Annotated in this window: 21 protein-coding genes; 19 read left to right on the top strand and 2 right to left on the bottom strand. The window is 71.2% G+C overall.

What is annotated here, in order from left to right; translation table 11 throughout:
- The first annotated feature begins 54 nt into the window (after window positions 1–54).
- Both VMF51_RS11930 and VMF51_RS11925 read left to right on the top strand, forming a co-directional pair.
- Window positions 55–645 carry a TetR/AcrR family transcriptional regulator gene (locus tag VMF51_RS11930; RefSeq protein ID WP_325474653.1) on the top strand — a complete coding sequence of 197 codons (591 nt, stop codon included), beginning with the start codon at window positions 55–57 and terminating at the stop codon, window positions 643–645.
- A complete protein-coding gene (locus VMF51_RS11925) occupies window positions 642–1,259 on the top strand; it encodes a GyrI-like domain-containing protein (RefSeq protein ID WP_325474652.1) in 618 nt (205 codons plus the stop codon). The genes VMF51_RS11930 and VMF51_RS11925 overlap by 4 nt, the downstream gene beginning before the upstream one ends.
- Window positions 1,260–1,277: 18 nt before the next feature.
- On the opposite strand, the gene VMF51_RS11920 is transcribed toward VMF51_RS11925, so the two are convergent.
- Both VMF51_RS11920 and VMF51_RS11915 read right to left on the bottom strand, forming a co-directional pair.
- Window positions 1,278–2,318 (bottom strand): NAD(P)-dependent alcohol dehydrogenase, encoded by a 1,041-nt coding sequence (locus tag VMF51_RS11920; RefSeq protein ID WP_325474651.1) that lies wholly within the window; start codon window positions 2,316–2,318, stop codon window positions 1,278–1,280.
- 83 nt (window positions 2,319–2,401) lie between these two features.
- Window positions 2,402–2,863, bottom strand: a complete 462-nt coding sequence (locus tag VMF51_RS11915; protein ID WP_325474650.1) for a MerR family transcriptional regulator — start codon at window positions 2,861–2,863, stop codon at window positions 2,402–2,404.
- A gap of 169 nt (window positions 2,864–3,032) precedes the next feature.
- Here VMF51_RS11915 and VMF51_RS11910 point away from each other — a divergent pair, with 169 nt between their 5' ends.
- The 17 genes from VMF51_RS11910 (at window position 3,033) to VMF51_RS11830 (ending at window position 20,579) form a co-directional block, all read left to right on the top strand.
- The gene (locus VMF51_RS11910) at window positions 3,033–3,962 is read left to right on the top strand and encodes a zinc-binding dehydrogenase (protein WP_325474649.1); all 930 of its coding nucleotides are present in this window, start codon (window positions 3,033–3,035) and stop codon (window positions 3,960–3,962) included.
- Window positions 3,959–4,711 (top strand): enoyl-CoA hydratase/isomerase family protein, encoded by a 753-nt coding sequence (locus tag VMF51_RS11905; RefSeq protein ID WP_325474648.1) that lies wholly within the window; start codon window positions 3,959–3,961, stop codon window positions 4,709–4,711. Before VMF51_RS11910 ends, VMF51_RS11905 begins: the two co-directional genes overlap by 4 nt.
- A 179-nt stretch (window positions 4,712–4,890) precedes the next feature.
- Window positions 4,891–5,781 carry an ABC transporter ATP-binding protein gene (locus VMF51_RS11900; protein WP_325474647.1) on the top strand — a complete coding sequence of 297 codons (891 nt, stop codon included), beginning with the start codon at window positions 4,891–4,893 and terminating at the stop codon, window positions 5,779–5,781.
- A gap of 3 nt (window positions 5,782–5,784) precedes the next feature.
- The gene (locus tag VMF51_RS11895) at window positions 5,785–6,711 is read left to right on the top strand and encodes an ABC transporter permease (protein ID WP_325474646.1); all 927 of its coding nucleotides are present in this window, start codon (window positions 5,785–5,787) and stop codon (window positions 6,709–6,711) included.
- The gene (locus VMF51_RS11890; RefSeq protein WP_325474645.1) at window positions 6,708–7,601 is read left to right on the top strand and encodes an ABC transporter permease; all 894 of its coding nucleotides are present in this window, start codon (window positions 6,708–6,710) and stop codon (window positions 7,599–7,601) included. The genes VMF51_RS11895 and VMF51_RS11890 overlap by 4 nt, the downstream gene beginning before the upstream one ends.
- Before the next feature lie 2 nt (window positions 7,602–7,603).
- Entirely contained in the window at window positions 7,604–8,602 is a 999-nt protein-coding gene (locus VMF51_RS11885; RefSeq protein ID WP_325474644.1) for an ABC transporter ATP-binding protein, read from the top strand.
- Entirely contained in the window at window positions 8,599–9,324 is a 726-nt protein-coding gene (locus VMF51_RS11880) for an enoyl-CoA hydratase/isomerase family protein (RefSeq protein ID WP_325474643.1), read from the top strand. Before VMF51_RS11885 ends, VMF51_RS11880 begins: the two co-directional genes overlap by 4 nt.
- The gene (locus VMF51_RS11875) at window positions 9,321–10,346 is read left to right on the top strand and encodes an LLM class flavin-dependent oxidoreductase (protein ID WP_325474642.1); all 1,026 of its coding nucleotides are present in this window, start codon (window positions 9,321–9,323) and stop codon (window positions 10,344–10,346) included. Before VMF51_RS11880 ends, VMF51_RS11875 begins: the two co-directional genes overlap by 4 nt.
- Window positions 10,347–10,356: 10 nt before the next feature.
- Entirely contained in the window at window positions 10,357–11,877 is a 1,521-nt protein-coding gene (locus tag VMF51_RS11870) for a long-chain-fatty-acid--CoA ligase (RefSeq protein ID WP_325474641.1), read from the top strand.
- A 57-nt stretch (window positions 11,878–11,934) separates the two neighbouring features.
- Window positions 11,935–12,561: a TetR/AcrR family transcriptional regulator gene (locus VMF51_RS11865; protein ID WP_325474640.1), complete on the top strand. Its 627-nt coding sequence runs from the start codon at window positions 11,935–11,937 to the stop codon at window positions 12,559–12,561.
- Between the two features lie 167 nt (window positions 12,562–12,728).
- Window positions 12,729–13,796, top strand: a complete 1,068-nt coding sequence (locus VMF51_RS11860; protein WP_325474639.1) for an LLM class flavin-dependent oxidoreductase — start codon at window positions 12,729–12,731, stop codon at window positions 13,794–13,796.
- Window positions 13,797–13,809: 13 nt separating this feature from the next.
- Window positions 13,810–14,784, top strand: coding sequence for an enoyl-CoA hydratase/isomerase family protein (locus VMF51_RS11855; RefSeq protein WP_325474638.1), 975 nt, complete (start codon window positions 13,810–13,812; stop codon window positions 14,782–14,784).
- The gene (locus VMF51_RS11850; protein ID WP_325474637.1) at window positions 14,781–15,782 is read left to right on the top strand and encodes an LLM class flavin-dependent oxidoreductase; all 1,002 of its coding nucleotides are present in this window, start codon (window positions 14,781–14,783) and stop codon (window positions 15,780–15,782) included. Before VMF51_RS11855 ends, VMF51_RS11850 begins: the two co-directional genes overlap by 4 nt.
- Window positions 15,779–16,291 carry a flavin reductase family protein gene (locus tag VMF51_RS11845; protein ID WP_325474636.1) on the top strand — a complete coding sequence of 171 codons (513 nt, stop codon included), beginning with the start codon at window positions 15,779–15,781 and terminating at the stop codon, window positions 16,289–16,291. The genes VMF51_RS11850 and VMF51_RS11845 overlap by 4 nt, the downstream gene beginning before the upstream one ends.
- Window positions 16,281–17,291 carry an MBL fold metallo-hydrolase gene (locus VMF51_RS11840; RefSeq protein WP_325474635.1) on the top strand — a complete coding sequence of 337 codons (1,011 nt, stop codon included), beginning with the start codon at window positions 16,281–16,283 and terminating at the stop codon, window positions 17,289–17,291. The genes VMF51_RS11845 and VMF51_RS11840 overlap by 11 nt, the downstream gene beginning before the upstream one ends.
- A gap of 34 nt (window positions 17,292–17,325) precedes the next feature.
- Window positions 17,326–18,876, top strand: a complete 1,551-nt coding sequence (locus VMF51_RS11835; protein ID WP_325474634.1) for a long-chain fatty acid--CoA ligase — start codon at window positions 17,326–17,328, stop codon at window positions 18,874–18,876.
- Window positions 18,877–19,136: 260 nt separating this feature from the next.
- Window positions 19,137–20,579 carry an ABC transporter substrate-binding protein gene (locus tag VMF51_RS11830; protein WP_325474633.1) on the top strand — a complete coding sequence of 481 codons (1,443 nt, stop codon included), beginning with the start codon at window positions 19,137–19,139 and terminating at the stop codon, window positions 20,577–20,579.
- The last annotated feature ends 43 nt before the right edge of the window (window positions 20,580–20,622 follow it).

Below are 20,622 nucleotides of genomic sequence, written 5' to 3'. Positions count from 1 at the left end.
GAGTGTCGAGAGCATTTATGGTACACGTGTGTCCCACAGTTGAGGAGGTCGGCGATGACGGATCCGCGAGTGCTTCGCTCTCGAGGTGCTCTGCTCGAGGCTGCGCTCGACGAGCTCGCCGCGGCCGGGTACGCCGCGTTCTCGATGGAGTCGGTCGCGGCGCGGGCCGGCGTGGGGCGCAGCACGCTCTACCGGCACTGGAACGACCGTCTGCAGCTGATCGCCGATGCGTTGGAGACGCTCAACGTCCAGCCCGGACCTCCGGACGACGCACCCGCCCAAGAGCCCGAGTGGGGCCACGTGGAGAAGCTGCTCCGGCACCTCGCGCGGGCGCTGACCGACTCCGCGGTCTCCCGGTGCCTGCCCGCTCTCGTGCACGCGGCCGAGCAGGACGCCGGCGTCCGCGAGTTCCTGCAGGGCTACTCGCTCCGGCGCCGCCAGGCCCTAGTGTCCGTCATCGCCGACGGGATCGCGCGGGGCGAGTTCAGATCCGGAGATCCGGAGACGATGGCGGACGCCCTATCCGGCGCGGTCTTCTACCGTCGCCTGATGACCGGGCTCCCGGTTGCTCCCGGCGAGGTGCCGGGGCTGGTTGCGGCCGTCCTGGGGGATCGGATGCGCCGACCCGATCGAGGAGAGACGTGAAGACGGACTTCAAGAACTCACTGGACTGCTACCGCGCGCGCCGCGGCGAGTTCCGCGTCCTCGACGTCCCGCCGCGGCGGTACCTCATGGTCGACGGCGAGGGTGATCCCAACACCGCCCCGGAGTACGCCGCCGCGATCGAGGCGCTCTACCCGGTGGCGTACGCCGTGAAGTTCGCGAGCAAGCGCGAGCTCGAGCGCGACTACGTCGTACCGCCGCTGGAGGCGCTGTGGTGGGCGCCCGACATGGACGTGTTCACCTCGGCTCGCGACAAGTCGCAGTGGTGCTGGACGGCGATGATCATGGTCCCCGACTGGATCACCGACGAGCTGTACGCCGACGCCGTCGCCCGGGTCGCCGCGAAGAGCGGCCCCGCGAGTCTCGACCGGGTCCGGATCGAGACGCTCGACGAGGGCCGCTGCGTGCAGACCCTCCACGTCGGGTCGTACGACGACGAGGCGGGCGTCCTCGCGGAGCTGCACGAGCGCTTCATCCCCGGGTCCGGACTGCGGATGACGGGGAAGCACCACGAGATCTATCTGAGCGACGCCCGTCGGGTCGCGCCGTCGAGGCTCCGGACGATCCTGCGCCAGCCGGTGGCGGCGCGGAGCTGACGGCGCGACCCGCGTGGCTCAGGCGAGGGTGCTCGTTTCGATCACGAACCGGTAGCGCACGTCGGAGGCGAGCACCCGCTCGTAGGCCTCGTTGACCTGCTCGGCCGCGATGACCTCCACCTCGGCGCCGATGCCGTGCTCGGCGCAGAAGTCGAGCATCTCCTGGGTCAGGGCGATGCCGCCGATCATCGAGCCGGCGAAGGAGCGGCGCCCGCCGATGAGCGACATCGCGTGCACCGGCAGCGGCTCCGCCGGGGCGCCGACGTTCACGAGCGTGCCGTCGACGGCGAGCAGGCGCAGGTAGGCGTTGACGTCGATGCTCGCGCTGACCGTGTTGACGATCAGGTCGAAGCGGTCCGCGAGCTGCTCGAAGGTCGCCGGGTCGGAGGTCGCGAAGTAGTCGTCGGCGCCGAGGCGGAGGCCGTCCTCCTGCTTCTTCAGCGACTGCGAGAGGACGGTGACCTCGGCGCCGAGGGCGTGGGCGATCCTGACGGCCATGTGGCCGAGGCCACCCAGGCCGACGACGGCCACCTTCGTGCCGGGGCCGGCCTTCCAGTGCCGCAGCGGGGCGTACGTCGTGATGCCCGCGCAGAGCAGCGGTGCCGCGGCGGCGGCGTCGATGCCGTCCGGGACCGTGAGCACGTAGTCGGCGTCGACGACCACGTGGGTCGAGTAGCCGCCCTGGGTGGTCGTGCCGTCGCGGTCGGTGGCGGCGTAGGTGCCGACCATGCCGTCGAGGCAGTACTGCTCGTCGCCGCGCCGGCAGTTCACGCACTCGCCGCACGAGTTGACCATGCAGCCGACGCCGACACGGTCGCCGACCCGGTGGCGGGTGACGCCGGCGCCGACCTCCGCGACGACGCCCACGATCTCGTGACCGGGTACGACGGGGAACGGTTGCGGACCCCAGTCGCCGTTGACGGTGTGGATGTCGGAGTGGCAGATGCCGGCGTACCGGATCTCGATGAGGACGTCGTTGCTGCCGACGTCGCGGCGCTCGACGGTGGTCGGCGCGAGGGGCGCCCCGGCGGAGGGGGCGGCGTAGGCGTTGACACGCATGGGTGTGTTCCTTCTCGGGTGGTGGGGGCAGGCGTGAGCGCGCGGCGGGCCGGGGGTCGGCGCGCCGTGGCGGGGATCGGAGGTCAGGGCTTGCGGGTGTCCCGGAGGTCGTCGGCGAGCGCGCTCGCCTCGCCGGACAGCAGCTCGGCGCGGGCCTCGTCGCCCGCCTGGACGGCGTTCCAGTAGTCGATCTTGATCGCGACGTAGCGTCGCCGCAGCGCGATCTGCTCGGCCTCCTGGGCCAGCCGGCGCTGCTGCTCGCCGAGCAGCTCGATCTGCTCGGCCGCCGCGGACGGGCCGATCCGGCCGTTGGCGACGTACTGCTTCATGTCGCCGACGGACATCCCGGTCGCGGCGAGGCAGGCGATCCACATCAGCTGGTCGAGGTCGGCCTCGTCGTAGACCCGGTGTCCGCTGCTGGCGCCACGACTGATCGGGGTGATGACCCCGATCTGCTCGTAGTAGCGCAGCGTGCTGGCCGGGAGACCGGTCAGCGCGGCCGCCTCCTTGATCGAGTACTCGTGCTGGGTGGTCCGTGCGCTCACCTCTACGACGCTAGGAACTTCGAGCACTCGAAGTCAAAGGTCACCTGCGTCACGCTCCGCGGTCCGGGACCGCTGGTAGCCTCCGGTTCATACCGATCGGTCTTAAATTTCAGGAGGGCCTGTGCTCGCCGCGTACATCGAACGAACCGACCGCGATGATCCCCTGTCCGTGCTGCAGGTGGGGGAGGTGGACCCGGACGGGGCGCCGAAGGGGTGGGTGCGCGTGCGGGTGCGGGCGGCGACGGTCAACCAGCACGACGTGTGGACCATGCGCGGGGCGCTGGCCCGGCCCTCGTCGCGGACGATCCTCGGGACGGATGCCGCGGGCGTCACCGACGACGGCGACGAGGTGATCGTCCATGCCGTGCTCGCCGACCCCGATCGTGGGGGCGGCGACGAGACCCTGGACCTGCGGCGCACCGTGCTCGCCGACGCGGGCCACGGCACCCTGGCCGAGGAGATCCGGGTCCCGGCCAGGAACCTCGTGCCCAAGCCGGCCGCGCTGAGCTGGGAACAGGCGGCGTGCCTGCCCACCGCGTGGCTCACCGCCTGGCGGATGCTGGTCACCCGTGCCCGGGTCCGGCCCGGTCAGCGGCTGCTGGTGCAGGGCGCCGGGGGAGCAGTGTCGACCGCGGCCGTGATGCTGGGTGCCGCCCTCGGGCTGGAGGTCGTCGTCACCTCGCGGTCGAACGCCAAGCTCGAGCGCGCTCGCGAGCTCGGCGCCCAGGAGGCCATCCGGCTCGGCGAGCGTACGACGGCCCCCGTCGACGTGGTCGTCGACAGCGTCGGCGAGGCGACCTGGCGCTCCTCGGTCGCCTCGCTGCGTCCGGGCGGCACCCTCGTCACCTGCGGTGCCACCTCCGGCTTCGTCGGGGCCACCAACCTCGGGCATCTCTTCTCCCGCCAGCTCAACCTGCTCGGCTCGACCATGGGCACGCTCGAGGAGCTTGGCGACCTGGCCCGGTTCGTGGCGGAGCACGACGTGACGCCGCTCGTCGACTCGGTGGAGCCGCTCGACCGGGTCGACCGGCAGTTCCGGCGCCTCCTCGAGGGTGACGTGTTCGGCAAGCTGGCGGTGTCGGTGGGGGATCCGCGGTGAGCTTCGTCCGCGTCGTACGGCGCGGCCCGGCGTCCTGGGCGATCCTCGATCGTCCCGAACGGGGCAACGCCCTCGGTCCCGAGATCGCCGACGAGCTCGCGGCCTGGGTCGAGGAAGCGCCACGAGAGCCGGGGGTGTCCTGCCTGGTCCTCGGGGCCGCCGGCACGGCCTTCTGTGCCGGCGCCGACGTCAAGGCGTCCCAGGCGATGGTGGGCCGACCGGAGGAGCGCCGGGCCTTCTTCGACCGGGTCGACGCCCTGCTCGCCTCCTTCGGCCGGGTGCCGGTCCCGGTCGTCGCCGCGGTCGACGGCGTCGCGTACGCCGGCGGGCTGGAGCTCGTGCTCGCCTGCGACCTCGTCGTCGCGGGACCCGGTGCGCGGTTCGGCGACCTCCACCTCAAGCACGGGCGGATCCCCGCCTGGGGTGGGGCGGCGCGGCTGACGGGAGCGCTGGGTCCGTGGCGGGCCGCGGCCGCCCTCCTCCTGCCGCAGGTCCGGACGGGCGCGGAGATGCTGCAGGCCGGTCTGGTCTCCGCGGTCAGCGAGGCGGACCGGCTCGAGGTCGACGTGCAGGCGATGGCCGAGCACTTCGCCACCCTGGAGCCGGGGGCGCTGCGGGCCATGAAGCGTCTCGTCGCCGACCAGCGCGACCTCGCTCTCGGGCCGCTCCTGGTGCGCAACAAGGAGCACTTCGACGCGTTCCTGGCCGGCCCGGAGATGCAGGCGCCGCCGCCCGGGCTGGGTGCGTAGGGACGTGCCGCCCGGACCCGGCTGCCGGCCGGGGGTGTCGCGCGGTCATGATGGCGAGACGCTCCCGTCCCCTCCTCCGCCCGGCTCGCGCCGAGACCGTTGACAGCAGCGAAACCTGTGTCGTAGGTTACATACCGACCGGAACGAATGTTGATCGCTGATCAACGAAGGAGTGGCGGATGAACCATCGAGTTCTCACGGTCGAGGACCTGACCATCGTCCATCCGGCGCGGCGTCGCCGTCCGGCCAACACCGCCGTCGACGGCGTCTCGGTGTTCGCCGAGCGCAGCGAGATCGTCGGGGTCGTGGGGGAGTCGGGCTCCGGCAAGACCTCGCTCGCCATGGCGGTCGGCGGTCTCGGTCGGGTCACCTCCGGGACGATCGACGTCGACGGGGTCACGCCCGGCCCGAAGATGTCGCGCGACGAGCGCGCCGCGATCCAGATGGTCTTCCAGGACCCGCACGGCTCGTTCGACCCGCGGCAGAGCATCGGGCAGGGCCTCCGCGAGCTCCGCAAGCTGCACCCGAAGCGCACCGACTGGATCACGGACCGGGACCTGCTCGAGAAGGTCGGCCTCGGCGAGGGCATCCTCACCCGTCTGCCGCACCAGATCAGCGGCGGTCAGGCCCAGCGGGTCTCGATCGCCCGGGCGATCCTGCTGCGCCCCTCCCTGCTGCTGGCCGACGAGCCGACCTCCGGGCTCGACGTGTCCATCCAGGCCCAGATCGTCCGGCTCCTGAAGCAGATCCGCGACGACGAGGCCCTGACCATCCTCTTCATCAGCCACGACCTCGCCGTCGTCCGCGCGATCTGCGACCGCGTCTTCGTGATGAAGGACGGGAAGGTCGTCGAGGAGGGGCCGACCGACGAGGTCCTCGAGCGGCCGCAGCACCCCTACACCCGCAAGCTCCTCGCCGCCGTCCCCGGTGCGGGCCGCCGCCTCGCCGGTGCCGACGACGGTGCCGGCGACGACCCCGCCGCCCCGGCCGAGCGCCGCTCCCCGGCCCGGGAGCCGCAGCCCGTCCCGGCCGCCGCGCCACGGCTCAGCCCGATCGAAGAGGCGGTCTGACCGATGCTCAGAGTTGTCCTCGGCCGCACCGTCAGCGGCCTGGTGACGCTGCTGCTCGCCATCACCATCGCGTTCTTCCTCGCCCGCGGCACCGGAAGCCCCGCCGAGCAGATCCTGGGCGACGGCGCCACCCCGCAGCAGATCGCCGACCTCGAACGCCACCTCGGCCTCGACCGCCCGCTGCTGGTGCAGTACGTCGACTACCTCGGCCACCTTGTCACCTTCGACCTCGGCGACTCGCTGCGCTACCACGCGAGCAACCTGGACCTGATCACCTCGCGGATGCCCGCGTCGTTCACCCTGGCCCTCGTCGCCATGCTCATCGCCGTCGTCGTCGGGATCCCGCTCGGCATCCTCGCGGCCCGCCACGAGGGCGGCCTGATCGACCGGATCGCCTCGGGCGGCGCGCTGCTCGGCCAGTCGATGCCGCTGTTCTGGCTGGGGCTGATGCTGATCCTGATCTTCTCCGTCGAGCTCGGCTGGCTCCCGGCCGGCCAGTTCAACTCGCCCAGCTCGGTGATCCTGCCGGCGCTGACGCTCTCCACCCTGCCGACGGCCCAGATCGCCCGGCTCACCAGATCCAGCATGGGGGAGGTGCTCGGCGCGGGGTTCATCACCGCCGCCGAGGCGCGCGGCATCGCCCGCTGGCGGATCACCCTGGTCCACGCCTTCCGCTCCGCCTCGCTCCCGGTCGTCACGGTCGTGGGCCTCCAGGCCGGGATGCTGCTCTCGGGAGCCGTCACCGTCGAGTACGTCTTCGGCTGGCCGGGCCTCGGCACCCTCGCCCTGCAGGCCGTCCAGGCACGCGACTTCACCCTCGTCCAGGGCATCGTCGTCGTCGGCGCCACCATCTTCGTCCTGATCAACCTCGCCGTGGACGTGCTCTACGGCCTGGTCGACCCGCGGATCCGCGAAGGAGCCAGCGCGTGACCGAGCTCGTCACCCCCTCGACCGCCGCCACCCCCGCGGCCCGGACCAAGGCCGTCAAGGCCCGCGGCAACGGCGCGATCATCGCGCTCGGCCTGCCGCTGGTGCTGATCGCCGCCGCCTGTCTCCTTGCGCCGTGGCTCGGCCTGCCCGACCCTCGGGCGCAGGACCTCAACGCCAGCCAGATCCCGCCGGCCTGGCTCAGCGGCGGCGACTGGTCCCACCCCCTGGGCACCGACCAGCTCGGCCGCGACGTGCTCGCCCGGCTGCTCAGCGGCGGCGTCCTCACCTTCGTCCTGGCCATCGCCGGCGTGCTCGCCGGCGCGATCCCCGGCATCGCGCTCGGCCTGGTGGCCGGCTACCGCCGGGGCTGGGTCGACGTCGCCGTCTCCCGGCTGGTCGAGGCGCAGCTCGCGCTGCCCTTCATCCTCCTGGCCATCGCCATCATCGCCGCGCGCGGCCGGTCGTTGCCGGTCCTGGTGCTCGTGCTCGCCATGGTGGGCTGGGCGCAGTACGCCCGCGTGATCCGGGCCGAGGCGATGTCGCTGCGCGAGCAGCCGTTCATCCTGGGCCTGCGCTTCGCCGGCGCACCCACGCGCCGGATCATGCTGGCCCACATCCTCCCCAACGTCGCGGGCACCGTCACCGTCCTGGCCACCCTGCAGCTCGGCACGATCATCCTGGCCGAGTCCGCGCTCAGCTTCCTCGGGCTGGGCGTGGCGGCACCCGACATCAGCTGGGGCGCGATGCTGTCCGAGGGTCGTGACCAGCTGACCTCCGCCTGGTGGATCGCCGCCTTCCCCGGCCTCGCGATCACGGTCGTGGTGCTCCTGGTCAACCTGCTCGGGGATGCCCTGCGCTCGCGGTTCGACCCGAAGAAGAAGAGGTTCTGAGCATGGTGGTGAATTTCTCGGTCTCCGGCCTGAGCATCGAGGCGACGACCTCGGTCGGGCCGCTGATCCTCCTCGAGGACGTCGACCTGGAGCTGCGCGCCGGCGAGGTCCTCGGTCTGATCGGCGAGTCCGGCAGCGGGAAGACCACGGCCGCGCGCGCCATGATCGGCCTCCTGGAGGGCAACCTCGCGGTCACGTCGGGAGAGCTCCGGCTCGGGGACACGGTCGTCTCCGCGCCGGGCGTGTCCGCGTTCGACGGCGTACGCGGCTCGGAGATCGGGATGATCTTCCAGAGCGCGTCGCTCTCCCTGAACCCGCTGATGAAGTGCGAGGCGCAGCTGCGCGAGGTGCTCAAGCGGCACGTCCCCTCGCTGTCCAAGGCCGAGGTCAGGGAGCGTCTCGACCGCACGCTGCGCGCCATGGGGTTCGAGGACACCGAGCGGGTGCTGCGCTCCTACCCGCACCAGCTCTCCGGCGGCATGCGTCAGCGCGTGGCGATCGCGCTCGCCGTGATCACCGAGCCCCGGGTGGTCATCGCCGACGAGTGCACGTCGGCGCTCGACGTCACCACCCAGACCGAGGTCGTCCAGCTGCTGCGCCGGCTCAGCAACGACTCCGACTCCGCCATGCTCTTCGTGACCCACGACCTGATGCTCGCCCACGAGCTCTGCGACCGGATCGCCGTCATGTACGCCGGCCAGGTCGTCGAGGTCGGGACGGCGGACCAGATCGTGAACTCGCCGAAGCACCCGTACACCCGAGCCCTGCTGCGGGCGGTCCCCACCTGGGACGGTCGTGAGCTGGTCGGGATCGACGGCGCCCCGCCGATCGTGGGCACCGAGTGGAGCGGGTGCCGCTTCGCCCCCCGCTGCCGGTACGCCGTCGACGAGTGCCGCACGGGGCGGATCGAGAACGTCGAGCACGACGACCGCGTCGTGCGCTGCACCAGGCTCGCCGAGGTCGAGCGGCAGGACGAGTCCGTCGAGGTCGCGGTCGGATGAGCGTCCACACCGCGCTCGAGGGAGTCCTGTCGGTCGGCTGGGCCGACGAGGCCAGCCGGAACGCGGTCGGGTCGGAGTCGGCCCGGCGGATCGTCGACCGCCTCGCGCTGGCCGAGGACCCCCAGGTGCGGGTCGTCGTGCTGGCGGGGGAGCAGTCGCCCTTCTGCAGCGGCTGGGACCTGCGCGACCTCGCCGGGCTCGACGTCTCCGACCCCGACGACGTGACCCGCTACTTCGAGGCCGGGCGCGAGCTGCTGCGTGCGGTCGAGGCCTGCCCGGTCCCCGTCGTCGCCGCCGTCAGCGGGGTCGCGCTCGGGTTCGGATGCTCGCTCCTCGCCCACGCCGACCTGGTGGTCGCCGACGCCGACGCGCAGTTCGGACTCCCCGAGGTCCGTCGGGGCTTCGCGCCCGCGACCGTGATGCCCGAGCTCCTCGAGGCGATGGACGCGCGCGAGGTCCGGGCCTGGGCGCTGACGGGCGCGCGCCACGACGTACACCGGGCCGGCGCTGCCGGGCTGGTCCACCGCATCGCGCCGTCCGGCACGCTGCCCGCCGTACTCACCGACATCGTCGAGGGCCTCGCCGAGGCCGAGCCCGCGGTCCTGCGGACGACCAAGGCGCTGCTCCACGAGCAGCGGGCGATGCCGCTGCCGCAGCGGCGGGCGCGCGGCGTGGCCGCGGCCGTGGACCACTTCTGCCGACCGAACGGAGCAACCCGATGACCGAGCGCCCGGTGCCGCGCACGCTGCGGATCGGCATGTCGCTCTCGGCCCACTTCGAGCCGGGCGCCGACCCGAGTGCGGGGCTGTGCGACGTCTACGAGCAGGTCGACCTGGCCGAGGAGGTCGGTCTCGACGAGATCCTGATCGGCCATCACTACCTGACCCGCTCCCAGTTCCTCCAGCCGATCTCGCTGATCGCCAACCTCGCCGCCCGGACCGAGCGGATCCGGCTCGGCTTCGGCGTCTTCCTGCTGCCGCTCGCCCACCCGGTCGCCCTGGCCGAGGAGCTGGCCACCCTCGACGTGCTCACCGGCGGCCGGCTGATCGCGGGCTTCGGGACCGGCTACCGCTCGACCGAGTACCGCGCCATGGGCGTCCCGTACGACGAGCGGTTCAAGCGCTTCGAGGAGTACGTCGGCGTCGTGCGCGCTCTCTGGCGCGGCGAGGAGGTCACCCTCTCCGGCCGCTTCGGCGAGCTGGACGGCGCCCGCACGCTGCTCCGCCCGGCGCAGAAGGACGGACCCCCGGTCTGGCTGGGGGCCTTCGGCCCGATCGGCATGAAGCGGGTCGCCCGGCTCGACGCGTCGTGGGCGGTCGCCCCGAACGGGACCCTGGCCGAGGTCGGGGAGCGGATCGAGGCCTTCCGCGAGCAGCTGGTCGCGCACGGGCGCGACCTCACCCGCGACTACCCGCTGCTGCGCGAGGGCTGTGTCGCCCCCACCACCCAGCAGGCCGTCGACAGCGCGGCGCCGTACCTGGCCGAGCAGTACGAGTCCTACCGCGGCTGGGACCACGGCGCCTCCATCGACGACCTCCTGTCCGGGCAGGCGGTGATCGGCGACCCCGAGACCGTGACGGCCCGGCTCGTCGACTACGCGCGGCTCGGGTACACCGACGTGGTGCTCCGGTTGCAGTGGACCGGCATGCCCCAGGAGGAGGTGCTCCGCTCCATCCGGCTGCTGGGCACCGAGGTCATCCCCGCCGTGCGGGAGCAGTTGCGCAGCGAGTCCCAGGAAAGGTGAGTCACGCACCGTGAGCAGCATCAACTTCGGCGGCCTGGTCGACGTCCAGGTCACGCGGCGCCCCGAGAAGGCGGCGATCGTCACCCGCGAGGGGACCTGGACCTACCGTCGGCTGCACGAGGCCGTGCACGCCCTGGCGGCGCGGCTGGCCGACGACGGCGTCGGGCAGGGGGACCGCGTGGCGCTCCTCGGCTACAACTCCAAGGAGTACGTCGCCGCGCTCCTGGCCGTCTACCGGCTCGGCGCGATCGCGGTGCCGATCAACTACCGGCTGCAGCGCGACGAGCTGCGGCACCTGGTCGCCGACTCGGGTGCGTGCGCCGCCCTCGTCGACCGGGACCTGGTCGGGGACCTCGAGGCGGCGACCGCGACCGGCGCGTTCCGGACCCGGATCTGCCTCGACGGCGATGGCCCCGAGGGCTGGAGTCCCTTCGCCTCCGTCGTCGAGGAGGAGGCCGGGCGCACGGTGCCCCTGACCGCGCTCGGGCACGACAGCGTGCAGCGGATCATGTACACCTCCGGCACGACCAGCCGGCCCAAGGGCGTGATGGTGACGCACGGGATGAGCCTGCTCAACGTCGCGGTCTCGGCCAGCGAGCTCGCCCTCCACGCCGACGACACCATCATGATCACCTCGCCGCTCTACCACGTGGCGGCCATGGACGCGCCCGGGCTGAACACGCTCTTCGTGGGCGGCACGCTGGTCCTGATGCGCAAGTTCGACGCCCGGCTCGCGATCGAGATGATGGTCGAGAACCGGGTGACCGGCGGCATCTTCGTCCAGTCGATCCTGCACGCGATCCGCGACGCCGACCAGGGCAGCGACCTGTCGTCGGTGCGCTGGATGATGTTCGGCGCGGCGTCGGGGGAGCTGTACGCCGACATCCGGCGCCGCTTCCCGACCACCCGGCTGATCCAGTCCTACGGCATGACCGAGGCCTGCAGCATGATCGCCTGCATCTCCGAGGCGATGGCGGAGTCGAAGTACGGCACCGTCGGAACGGCCGTGCCGTACGTCGAGTACAAGGTCGTGGACTGGCGGGACGAGGAGGTCCCCCGGGGACAGGCCGGCGAGGTGCTGCTGCGCGGACCCAAGATCACGCCCGGCTACTGGGGCGACGACCAGCGGACCGCGGAGGCGATGCGCGGCGGCTGGTTCCACACCGGCGACGTCGGCGTCGTCGACGAGGACGGCTTCCTGTCCATCACCGACCGGCTCAAGGACATGATCCGCAGCGGCGGCGAGAACGTCGCCAGCTCCGAGATCGAGCGGGTGATCTACGAGCTGGGGGGCGTCCAGGAGGTCGCGGTGATCGGCGTACCGGACCCCACGTGGCAGGAGGTGCCGAAGGCGTACGTCGTCCCGAAGCCGGGCGCCGCGCTGACCGAGCAGGAGCTGATCGACCACTGCCGCAGCCGGCTGGCGTCGTTCAAGACCCCCAAGCACGTCGCGTTCCTCGACTCGCTGCCCCGCAACCCGTCGGGGAAGGTGCTCAAGACGCGCCTGCGTAAGGATTCGGTTGACGCATGAGAGCGGGGACTGAGAGATAGTGTGCGCTTCGCACGAAAGTCGAGTTCAGGAGTAGCGATGGCCGTCAAGAGCCAAGGACCCGGGTCGCGCGGGGGCGCCTACGCGCCGGAGCACACACGTCGGGTTCTGCTCGAAGCGGCGACCGCGCTCTTCGAGGAGCGCGGCTACCACGCGACCTCGGTGGAGTCGATCGTCTCCGCCGCCGGGGTCACCAAGGGTGCGTTCTACCACCACTTCGGTGGCAAGCAGGACGTCCTCCTGCAGATCCAGGAGGACTACATCGACAGCCGGCTGCGCAACTGCGAGCAGGTCATGGAGTCGGTGACCGATCCCCAGGAGCGGTTGCGGGAGCTGATCTACGAGGCGCTGGTCGGCATCGAGAAGTACCGCGCCCAGGTCTCGATCTTCAACGCGGAGCGCCGGTTCCTGACCGGTCCCGACTTCGCCCCCATCAAGGCCAAGCGCGACAAGGTCAACGCCTTCTACGAGTCGGTGATCCAGCAGGGCATCGACGAGGGCGTCTTCTCGCCGGACCTGAACCCCCGGATCGTGAGCTTCTCGATCCTCGGCATGGCGGCCTGGGCGCTGTCCTGGTTCCGCCCCGGCGGCCAGCTGTCGATCCGCGACGTCGCGGACCAGATGTCGATGCTCGTGCTGAGCGGGGCCCTGGTCCACACGGACTGACCGCGGTCCGGGCCGGGTCAGCCCCGTCGTTGACACGGCCTAGCGCCGTAACTAACATACATACCAGTCGGAATGAAGTTGGTCGGAGTTCCGTCCTCATCAAGGGCATGGGCCGATCGCTCTCGGCGGGTCCATGACATACCAACTGGTCGGAAGGAATGAGTCAGATGAAGTTCGGTGTGATGCACCTCTTCCCTGCGGACGGGGACGAGCGGGAGGTCCTGCTCAAGACCGTCGACGACATCGCCTTCGCGGACGAGCTGGGCTTCGACTCGGCCTGGCTGGCCGAGCACCATTTCTCCCGCTACGGCATCCTCGGCAACCCGCTCATGCTGGGCATGCTGCTCGCCGAGCGGACGAAGCGCATCACGCTCGGGACCGCCGTCCTCGTGCTGCCCTTCCACGACCCGATCCGGCTCGCCGAGGACGCGGCGCTGCTCGACCAGCTCACCGGCGGGCGGGTCCGGATCGGCATCGGCCGCGGCTACCAGCCCCAGGAGTTCAAGGGCTTCCGCAAGGAGGCGCAGGACAACAAGGAGCTGTACCAGGAGACGGTCGACATCCTGAACCTCGCCTGGAACGAGCAGAACTGGTCCTACGAGGGCAAGCACTACCAGTACGAGAACATCACGGTCTATCCGCGGCCGTTCACCCCCGGCGGACCGCCGCTGGTGCACGCCTGCTCGTCGCGCGACTCGTTCCGGATGCGCGGCCTGCGCGGTGAGCCGGTGATCGTGTCGCCCCAGTTCACCCCGCTGAGCCTGATGCAGAAGAACTACGACAACTACCGCTCGGCGCTCGTGGAGGCCGGTCACTCGGCCACGGACTTCGACCTGCCCTACATGCAGCAGATCTGGTGCGGCGACGACCCGAACCGGCTGCGCGCGGCCAGCGAGGCCGCCCTGGCCTACTACAAGTCCGTCGGGCAGATCATCCCCGGCTCGGCCGAGGCGGTCGAGGCGGAGCGGAAGTACTACGAGGCCGTCCAGCGCAACATCGAGCTGCTGGACCTGGAGCGCACGCTGACGCACGGCGGCAACTTCGGCTCCACCGACCAGATCGTCGACACCATCGGCACCCTGGGGGAGCAGCTCGGCATCACGCACTACATCGGGTGGTTCCGGATCCCCGCCCTCGACCCGGGCATCGCCCGGGACTCGATGGAGCGGTTCGCGTCCGAGGTCATCCCGCAACTACGAGACGAGTCCCCGCTGGTCTCCACCAGCGCGATCTGAAGGGTCGGCCCACATGAAGAAGTCCGTTGTCGAGCTGCTGGCGAACGTCTGGAACGCCGAGGGGATGAAGACCGACCAGGAGCTGATGGAGAAGGTCGTCCTCTACGAGAAGGACCCGTCGATCTCGGCCGCCTTCATCACCTTCAACGCCCCCGAGCTGCTGAACGCCGTACCGATCGCCGCCCTGGAGCGGGTGGGCGACCTGGTCCGCGAGGCCGACTACGACGACGAGGTCAAGACCATCGTCATCCGGGGCAACGGCAAGGCGTTCGGCACCGGCGCCGACGCGTCCGAGCTCGGCCACTACATCGGCTACAAGAAGCAGGCGCCGGGCGAGCGGAAGCGTGCGCCCTCCCAGCGCCAGCGCATCCTGCCGGACAAGCAGCTCCTCTCCGGCGCCTTCGCCGAGGCGATCAGCAACTCCATGAAGGCCACGATCTGCGCGGTCCAGGGATACTGCTACGGCGGCCACGTGAAGATCGCGCTGAACGCCGACATGGTCATCGCGACCCCCGACGCCCAGTTCACCCACCCCGCCTTCCGCTACCTCGGCGCCGCTCCCCAGGACATGTACGTCTGGATCGAGAACCTCGGCATCAAGAAGATGAAGGAGATCATGCTGACCATGCGCCCCCTGGGGGCCGAGGAGGCCGAGCAGGCCGGCCTGGTCAACAAGATCGTGCCCCACGACGAGCTGGACTCCTGGGTCCGCGACTACTGCCAGGCGATCAGCTACATGCCCATGGACGGCCTGATGATCGGCAAGTCCATGATGCGCATGGTCCAGGAGGCCCGCGGCAAGGGCGTCGGCGAGATGACCGCGTGGGTGGGTCACGGCTGGGCGTCGAACCTCCGCCTGGAGGAGGGCGAGTTCAACTTCGTCAAGGAGCGCCGGGACAAGGGCCTCTCCCAGGCCCTGCGCGACCGCGACGCCGCCGTGGCGCCGTTCTTCCGGCTGGGCGGCCGCCTGGGGGAGGACGACGCATGAAGTTCGGCATCCTCGCCTCGGCGCAGTACCCGTTCGAGGAGGACCTGCAGACCCGGCTGGGTGAGCTCTGGGAGCTGACCGAGCACGCCGCCGAGCTGGACTACGACTCGATCTTCATGATCAGCCACTTCATGGGGAACCTGCAGACGCCGCAGAGCATCTCCATGGTCGCGAAGCTGATCCAGCACTCCGGCGACATGACGGTCGGGACGGGCGTCCTCCTGCTCCCGCTCTTCCACCCCGTCCACATCGCGGAGGAGTTCGCGACGCTGGACCACCTCTCCCGGGGGCGTCTGGTCCTCGGCGTCGGAGCCGGCTACCGCGACAACGAGTACCGCGCGTTCGGGCTCGACAAGAAGCGGCGGACGAGCCGGCTCACGGAGAGCATCGAGCTGATGCGCCGGCTGTGGACCGGCGAGGAGGTCAACTTCCAGGGCAAGCACTTCCAGCTCGAGGGCGAGCACATCGGCATCCGTCCCTATCAGGACGGCGGCCCGCCGATCTGGATCGGCGCCGGTGCGGAGAAGTCCGTGCAGCGGGCCGCCCGGATCGGGGACGCGTGGTTCGCGCCTGGCAACTCGCCGAAGCCGAACTGGCTCCAGACCGCCATGGGCTGGCACGACGCCGAGCTCGCCGCGAACGGCCGGTCGCGTGACGGCCGGGAGTACCCGATCGTCCTGCAGCTCTACTGCGCGGAGACGACCGAGGAGGCACGCGAGCAGGTCAAGGAGTACGTCCAGGACTCCTACTTCGCCTACTCGGAGTACTCGCAGCTGTCCTGGCAGCGCACGGCCTTCGACTACCTGTGGGACAACGTGTTCCTGATCGGCGACCCGGACCACATCGCGGCGAAGGTGGACGCCCTCGAGGCGATCGGCTTCAACCACATCGTCTTCCGGCCGTTCTGGACCAAGATGCCGGCCGAGATGGCGCACCGCTCGCTCAGCCTGCTCGCCAAGGAAGTCCTGCCGCGCTACCGCCAGGGCGGCACGGGATGAGCCTGACCGAGGTGCTGCAGCCGGCGGACCGCATCGACGCCGCGGAGTTCCGCGCGCTGATGTCCCAGGTGCCCACCAGCGTCGCCGTGGTCGCGGGGATGGACGGATCGCACCCGGTCGGGTTGACGGTGGGCACCTTCGTCTCCGTCTCCCTCGAGCCCGCGCTGGTGTCCGTGTGCGTGGCGAGGACCTCCGAGAGCTGGCCGCGGATCGCCCCGACGCGGCGCTTCAGCCTCAGCGTGCTCTCCACCGAGCAGCAGGACGTCTGCGCCGCCTTCTCCGCCAAGGGGCCGGACAAGTTCGCGACGGTGGACTGGGAGCTCGGCCACGGCGGGATGCCGTGGGTGCGCGGCAGCGTGGCCCACCTCGACTGTTCCGTCGAGGCCGAGATCGAGACCGGTGACCACCTGGTCGTGGTGGGCCGGGTGCTGACGCTGGCCGACGGGGCGGGGCGCTCGGCGATGGTCTTCCACCAGCGCCGCCTCGGCGGCGTCCACCATGACGATTGACCAGGCGGTCTCGTCGACGGGAGTCCCCGGACTCTCCCTGGTGCGCGTGGCCATCCCCATCCCCGCGCTGCGGGCCGTCAACGTCTACGTCCTCGAGCTCGCGGACGGGTCCCTCGGCCTGGTCGACACCGGGTGGGACGACGACGAGTCCTGGCGGAGCCTGACGGCGGGCCTGGCGGAGCTCGGACGGCGGGTCGAGGACGTCTCCGTGACGGTGGTGACCCACGCCCACCCCGACCACCTGGGCCTGGCCCGGCGGGTCCGGGACGTCTCCGGTGCGCGGGTCCTGCTCCACCAGGAGGAGCACGTCCGGCTCGGTCGGAACGCGGCCGGCCCGCGCACCTACGTCGCCGCGGCCCGCGAGGCGTTTCCCCGCTGGGGCATCGACCCCGGTGAGCTCGAGGAGTGGATCGGTGCCCGGGCCGGCGTCCTGGCGAGGTCGTGGGATGTCGAGACCACCCCGGTCGTCGACGGCCAGCTGCTCGACCTCCCCGGCTGGCGCCTCCGCGCGGTCTGGACGCCCGGCCACTCGCCGGGCCACCTGTGCCTGTACGACGAGGAGCACCGGCTGCTCTTCACCGGCGACCACGTGCTGTCGCGGATCACCCCGGGGGTCGGCGTACACCCCGCGGACCCGGGCGACCCCCTCGCCGACTTCCTCGCCTCGCTCGACAAGGTCGCGCGCCTCGACGTCGCCCAGGCCCTGCCGGGGCACGAGACCCCGTTCGCCGACGTGGCGGCCCGGGTCGCGGAGCTGCGGACCCATCACCGACGACGGCTCGAGGAGATCGTCGCCTGCGTCGAGCGCGACCCCGGGCTGACCACCTGGCAGGTCGCGAGTCGCCTGACCTGGTCGCGACCGCTGGCCGCGATCACGCCGCCCGGTCGACGCCTGGCGCTGACCGAGACCCAGGCGCACCTCGTGCGGCTGGAGCGCAACCAGACCCTGAACCGCACCATGGACCTCGCGACGAGCGTGGAACGGTGGACGACCGCCTGACCTCACCCGACCGCGCGGGACCGGAGGAGGAAGCATGAACCCCCATCTCGCCTCGGACTTCGAGCGCCGAGCACTGTCGGACCCGACCGCTCGCGGCCTGGTCCACGAGGACGGCCGGACGTGGACGTGGGCCGGGCTCGACGCGGCGGCCGCCGACGTCGCCGACCTCCTGCGTGCCGCCGCCCCGGGCGGCGGCCGGGTCGCGGTCCACCTGGCGAACTCGCCCGAGCTCGTCGTCGCCATGCTGGGCAGCTGGAAGGCCGGCATGGTGCCGGTCGCGGTGAGTGGCCTCTACAACCGTGCCGAGCTCGCCAAGTGCGTCGACCAGGTCACCCCCGCGGTGCTGGTCGCCGACCCCGCGCACCGGGCACCCGGCGCGCACGTGCTCGTCGAGCCCGCCCGGGTCACGGCGGTGCTCGCCGCGCACGAGGGCGAGAGCCACCCGCCGCACGTCGTCCGGCCCTCGCCCGAGCCCGGGGACGAGGACGAGGGGGTCGTGCTCTTCACGGGCGGCACCACCGGGACGCCGAAGCCGGTGTCGCTGACCCACGTGGGGACCTACCGCTCGATGGCCAACCTGGTCCGGGCGCAGAAGGGCCGGCCCGGGCCGCTGCCCACGTGCCCGCCCGAGCTGCCGCCGAACCTGCTGGCGCTGCCGCTCTTCCACAGTGGGGGGCTGCAGTCGCTCCTCGTGGCGGTGCACCTCGGGCGCAGCGTGCTGCTGCTCGAGCGCTTCTCGGTCGACCGGATCGCCCGGCTCGTCCCCGAGTACGGCGTCGACAACCTCTTCCTGCTCCCGACGATGATCTACGACCTGACGCGCGCCGACGTACCGCCCGACCTCGCCTCGGTACGCCGCGTGCTGGTCGCCGGGCAGCGCCTCGACCCGGTCCTGCAGGCCGAGTTCGAGACCCGCTTCGGGGTCATGGTGCTCTCAAACTACGGGTCGACCGAGCTCGGTCACGTCGCGGGCTGGACCGGACCCGACCTGAAGGCGGGCCACTGGAGGGCGGGCGCCGTGGGCCGGGTCTACGACGGCGTCGAGGTCGAGATCCGCGACGACGCCGGTGGCGCGATGCCTCCGGGGGAGGTCGGCGAGCTCTGGGTGAGGTCGCGGCGTACCCGCGGCTACGTCGCGGACGGCGGCACCGAGGCGGGTGACCTGATGGTCGACGGCTGGATCCGGTCGGGTGACATGGGCCGGCTGGACGAGGACCGCACGCTCTATCTGGTGGGTCGCCGTCGCGAGCTGATCAAGACCGGCGGGTTCCAGGTCTGGCCGGCGGAGCTGGAGCAGGTGGTGCGATCGATCCCGGCGATCGACGATGCGGCCGTGGTCGGCCTGCCGGACGCGCGCCTCGGGGAGGTCCCTGCCGCCGCGGTGGTCCTGCGACCGGAGGCCGGGGATCCGCCCGCGATCGGGCAGGCGGTGATCGAGCGGTGCCGGGAGCGGCTCGCGCACTTCAAGGCCGTCCGGGCCGTCTACGTGCTCGACGAGCTGCCCCGCAGCGAGGCCGGCAAGGTCAAGCGGGACGAGATCGAGCACCGGCTCGCCGCGCTGGAACCGGTGGCCGTGAGGGGCTGATCCGGCACCCCGACACCGGGCGACGAGACTGGTCGCGGCGCTGAGGCGCCGCGACGCCGAGGCGTGCCCGGAGGGCGCCGCGGCCCGTGGCGAATCGGTCGAGTTTCCCTCGATGTGACCGTTGACACGTTCCGCTCGACCGCCCTACATTCAAACCGGTTGGTATCTACTGAAGGAGTGCTATGCGACCTCGAAACCGGGGCAGGGCAGTGACCGCAATCTCGGGTGCGCTCACTCTGTTGGCGTTGACCTCATGCGGGATGGGATCGAGCGGGAGCGAGAGCGACTCCGCCACGCTCCGCGTCGTCCTCCAGGCCGAGCCGACGAGCCTGAACCCCACGTTCAGCCCGTTCAGCGACTCGCGTGCCTGGGGGTCGATCTTCGACAGCCTGGTCGGCTTCGACCGCCAGACGCTGCAGCCCAACGAGGACGGGCTGCTCACCGGCTGGGAGCAGACCGGCCCCACCGAGTGGACCTTCGACGTGCGGGAGGACGTCACCTTCCAGAACGGCGAGGCGTTCGACGCCGACGCCGCGGCCTTCACGATCAAGGAGCTCCGCGACAACCAGGCCAGCATCCTGCGCGGCTACTACTCCATCGTCGAGGACGCGCAGGCGGTCGACGGCAAGCTCCAGATCACCACCGTCGAGCCCTACCTCGCGATGCCGACCCTGCTCACCAACGCCTACGCCCTCCCGCCGGAGTACTACGCGGAGGTCACGGCGGAGGGCTTCGCCAAAAAGCCCGTCGGGACCGGCCCCTACGAGCTGAAGTCCTACACCAGCGGCAGCGAGATCACCGTCGTGAAGTACGACGACTACTGGCGCGGCGAGCCGAAGCTCGACGACATCGAGTTCACCTGGTCCGCCGAGGCCTCCTCGCGCTACGCCCTGCTCGCCAGCGGCGACGTCGACTTCGCCATCGACCTGCTCCCGCAGGACGTGGAGAAGATCAAGAGCGCCGACAACCTGAAGGAGACGTCGGGCGCGACGACGTACGGCCTCACGCTCTTCCTCAACACGACCAAGGGTCCGCTCCGCGACGTCGAGCTCCGCGAGGCCATCGCCAAGACCGTCGACCGCGAGGGCATCGTGAAGTCGCTCTTCGAGGGCACGGGCGCGGAGGTCTCGCACGCGCTGATCGGCGACATCCTGACCGAGGAGTACGAGGTCAAGGTCGAGCGTGACGTCGACGCCGCCAGCGCGCTCGTCGCGGCCGCCGGCAACCCGCAGATCGTCTTCGGCTACACCTCGGGGAAGTTCCCCAAGGACTCCGTCGTCGGCGCCGCCGTCTCCGGCTCGCTCGAGGAGGCCGGCTTCACGGTCACCCAGCGTGCGGAGGAGTACGGCGCCTACCGCGAGCAGCGCGACGAGAACGCCTACGACCTGTTCATGCAGGAGATCACGCCGACCTACGCCCACCCGGACACCTACGTCCGCTACTGGCTGGGCGCCGACGCCTCCGTGAAGAGCTGCACCAACGAGGCGGAGTACGACGCGTACAGCAAGGAGGCGCTCGGCGCCTCGACTCCCGAGGCCGCCGAGGAGGTCTACCGCCAGCTGGAGGACCAGGTCATCGGCGAGGACTACTGCTACGTGCCGCTCACCAAGACCGTCTACAGCTACGGCATGTCCGACCGGGTCGAGGGCTTCGAGGCTCCGCGCAACGCGTCGCCGGAGTACTGGAAGCTCAGCCTCGACTGACCCCTCCTCCCTTCCCCCGGCTCGTGCGCGGCGTCCCCAGACG

This window comes from Nocardioides sp., assembly GCF_035503875.1.
Taxonomy (GTDB): domain Bacteria; phylum Actinomycetota; class Actinomycetes; order Propionibacteriales; family Nocardioidaceae; genus Nocardioides.
The sequence above is the reverse complement of the archived record's forward strand: the minus strand, read 5'-3'. Positions and strand labels throughout refer to the sequence as shown.

Excerpts from the sequence above, each read along its gene's own strand:
- VMF51_RS11835 (WP_325474634.1), top strand. The coding sequence starts at position 17,326 with ATGAACCCCCATCTCGCCTCGGACTTCGAGCGCCGAGCACTGTCGGAC.
- VMF51_RS11860 (WP_325474639.1), top strand. The coding sequence starts at position 12,729 with ATGAAGTTCGGTGTGATGCACCTCTTCCCTGCGGACGGGGACGAGCGG.
- VMF51_RS11900 (WP_325474647.1), top strand. The coding sequence starts at position 4,891 with ATGAACCATCGAGTTCTCACGGTCGAGGACCTGACCATCGTCCATCCG.
- VMF51_RS11855 (WP_325474638.1), top strand. The coding sequence starts at position 13,810 with ATGAAGAAGTCCGTTGTCGAGCTGCTGGCGAACGTCTGGAACGCCGAG.
- VMF51_RS11875 (WP_325474642.1), top strand. The coding sequence starts at position 9,321 with ATGACCGAGCGCCCGGTGCCGCGCACGCTGCGGATCGGCATGTCGCTC.
- VMF51_RS11845 (WP_325474636.1), top strand. The coding sequence starts at position 15,779 with ATGAGCCTGACCGAGGTGCTGCAGCCGGCGGACCGCATCGACGCCGCG.
- VMF51_RS11865 (WP_325474640.1), top strand. The coding sequence starts at position 11,935 with ATGGCCGTCAAGAGCCAAGGACCCGGGTCGCGCGGGGGCGCCTACGCG.
- VMF51_RS11885 (WP_325474644.1), top strand. The coding sequence starts at position 7,604 with ATGGTGGTGAATTTCTCGGTCTCCGGCCTGAGCATCGAGGCGACGACC.
- VMF51_RS11840 (WP_325474635.1), top strand. The coding sequence starts at position 16,281 with ATGACGATTGACCAGGCGGTCTCGTCGACGGGAGTCCCCGGACTCTCC.
- VMF51_RS11895 (WP_325474646.1), top strand. The coding sequence starts at position 5,785 with ATGCTCAGAGTTGTCCTCGGCCGCACCGTCAGCGGCCTGGTGACGCTG.
- VMF51_RS11850 (WP_325474637.1), top strand. The coding sequence starts at position 14,781 with ATGAAGTTCGGCATCCTCGCCTCGGCGCAGTACCCGTTCGAGGAGGAC.
- VMF51_RS11880 (WP_325474643.1), top strand. The coding sequence starts at position 8,599 with ATGAGCGTCCACACCGCGCTCGAGGGAGTCCTGTCGGTCGGCTGGGCC.
- VMF51_RS11930 (WP_325474653.1), top strand. The coding sequence starts at position 55 with ATGACGGATCCGCGAGTGCTTCGCTCTCGAGGTGCTCTGCTCGAGGCT.
- VMF51_RS11920 (WP_325474651.1), bottom strand. The coding sequence starts at position 2,318 with ATGCGTGTCAACGCCTACGCCGCCCCCTCCGCCGGGGCGCCCCTCGCG.
- VMF51_RS11830 (WP_325474633.1), top strand. The coding sequence starts at position 19,137 with ATGGGATCGAGCGGGAGCGAGAGCGACTCCGCCACGCTCCGCGTCGTC.